This window comes from Pseudogemmobacter sp. TB195, assembly GCF_058313095.1.
The window spans coordinates 1-2,036 of sequence record NZ_JBZEGG010000069.1 but is presented as its reverse complement, the minus strand read 5'-3'; the positions used below and the strand labels follow the sequence as shown (position 1 = coordinate 2,036).

Annotated in this window: 1 protein-coding gene; it reads right to left on the bottom strand. The window is 65.5% G+C overall.

Going from position 1 to position 2,036, the window contains the following annotated elements; genetic code table 11:
- Positions 1-2,036 (bottom strand): hypothetical protein (locus tag AC4FS3_RS28495; protein WP_491023337.1); only part of this gene is annotated, 2,036 nt, incomplete at both ends.

The following is a 2,036-nucleotide window of genomic DNA, read 5'->3' as shown; positions in this document are numbered from 1 at the left end:
TCATGCACGAGCCCCTCCAGCGTGATCTGTTCCATCCGGCCGCTGTCATCCGAGTTGCCAGGCCGGAACACGCTGATCTGGTGGCTGTCATAGTCCCGGGTCGCGTCCCGGAAATTGACCCGGAAGCCCTCGGGAACGCGCGCAAAGCCCTTCGTCCATTGGAAGCCGCTCATGTTGCGCGGCGTGAACATCTGCACCGGAGCCTCGCCGGAACGGTCATAGTCCCGGATAACGCTCCAGATATCGCTCATCATCGGCTTGGCATAGCCGCAGGCCGCGACAATCCGGGCCGCGTCGTCGAGGCTCTGATCCTCGATCAGCGCGTTGCAGCTATAGCCCTGATCGATGCAGTGCTGGCGCCAGGCCACAAGGCCGTCATCATCGACCAGCTCCTGCGGTACCGGGTCGAGGTTTTCGGCCCCGAGCCAGATATCGCGCAGATGCGGCGCAGGGTTGTCGGTCACACTCCAGCTGTTCCAGCCGGCACCATCCCAGTCTTTCACCCAGCCGCCGGCGACACAGGACACCCGATCCACCGCCCTGTTCCGGGCCCGGATCGCGACCACCGCGAGATCCCGCGAGGGCAGCGGGTGCTGGTTCCAGATCGAGATCGAGCGCAGCAGGTAGAGCGTGTCCAGCACCTTGTCCCGGCTCATGACGATCTGGCCCGGCGCGCCCTGGACGCCCCAGAAGTTCCAGACCGAGCCGCTGAAGGTATATGCCACCGCATTGTAATTCGACGACGCGAAGGCCGCGCCGCGCTGGATATCGATCTCATAGCGCCCGCGCGGGAATACCGCCGGCTTAAGCGCGATGGTCGCGGTGTAGCGATCCATTTCGATATGGCGCAGCCCCGTGGTGCCGAGGTTTGCCGCGCTCATGTAATTGTCGCCAGCGCCGCTGAAGTAAGGATCAGCGGCCCAATCCGGCGAGGCCGGCAGAGCGGTCTGCCCGGGCGATGCCTTGCGCGCCTCGACCCATCCCTCTGCATTCGACGCGGCCGGCGTCAGGCCGGCGTCGTCGGACCAGACCAGCCTGATCGTCGCCCGGACCTGCCGAAGGGTGGACCCCTGAAAATGCAGCTCCGGTAGATTGAACCATTCCCCGCCGACTGGCCGCATCCTCATCCGAAGCGGCACGCGGATCCGGTCCGTCTCACTGCCATTACGGTGCAGACCCTGACCGAAGGTCAGCTGCAGCTGATGTTCGTCCGGCGCATCGCGCGTGGCGATAACCTGAACCTGCGGCATAGAGGAGCCGATATCACCGGTCGGAGCGGAAATCGTCCGGCCATCCTCATCGCTCACGATATGGCCGCGCAGCTCTGCCTGCACCGGCTCTGTCCGGGACTGGCGACGGATCATGTTGATCAGTGGCTCGCCGGGCCAGCCTTCGCGCACTTCATGCTCGATATCCGTCACGCTGGTGACCGAGGCGGCGCCGAGGCGGATGTCCGAGATCTGGTGCGGCCCAGCGAGGATATAGGCCGCCTCCACGAGCTCATCCGGGCCCGAGAAATAGGTGAAGGGCTCCGAGGCCAGAGGCGGGTAGACCTTCCGCTCGCCGACCACGCGCGGGATCGGCCCGTTCGGCTCCAACACATTGCCCTCAGCCGAGGCGGCGCCCGGGTTCTGGATCGTGCTGCCCCTTGAACTGTCGATGCTGGGCGGCGGGATCAGGGCGGAAATCAGGAGCGAGCCGCCGATCGACACGCCGGCCGCCAGCATCATCGAGGTAAAGGTGGCATGGCCGGCGGCGGTGAAGCCGGTGAAGCCGCCAAGGATTGTGCCGCCGGCAATACCACCCGAGACTACCATAAGCGCGATGCTGGCGATGGTCGCGAGAGGGTTCTTGCCATCACCACCGCCGCCCTGAGGTGGAAGGTGAAATGTCACCTCTGTGATGGCGGGGGCCTTCGGTCTGACCATGCCCCAGAGATCTCGCGGGACCGGATGACCGTTAAGGCAGATCACGCCGCGCGCGTCGAATCCTTCCGGCAGCGCGGTCATGCGCGCGCGCATCGCCGCAAGCGTCTC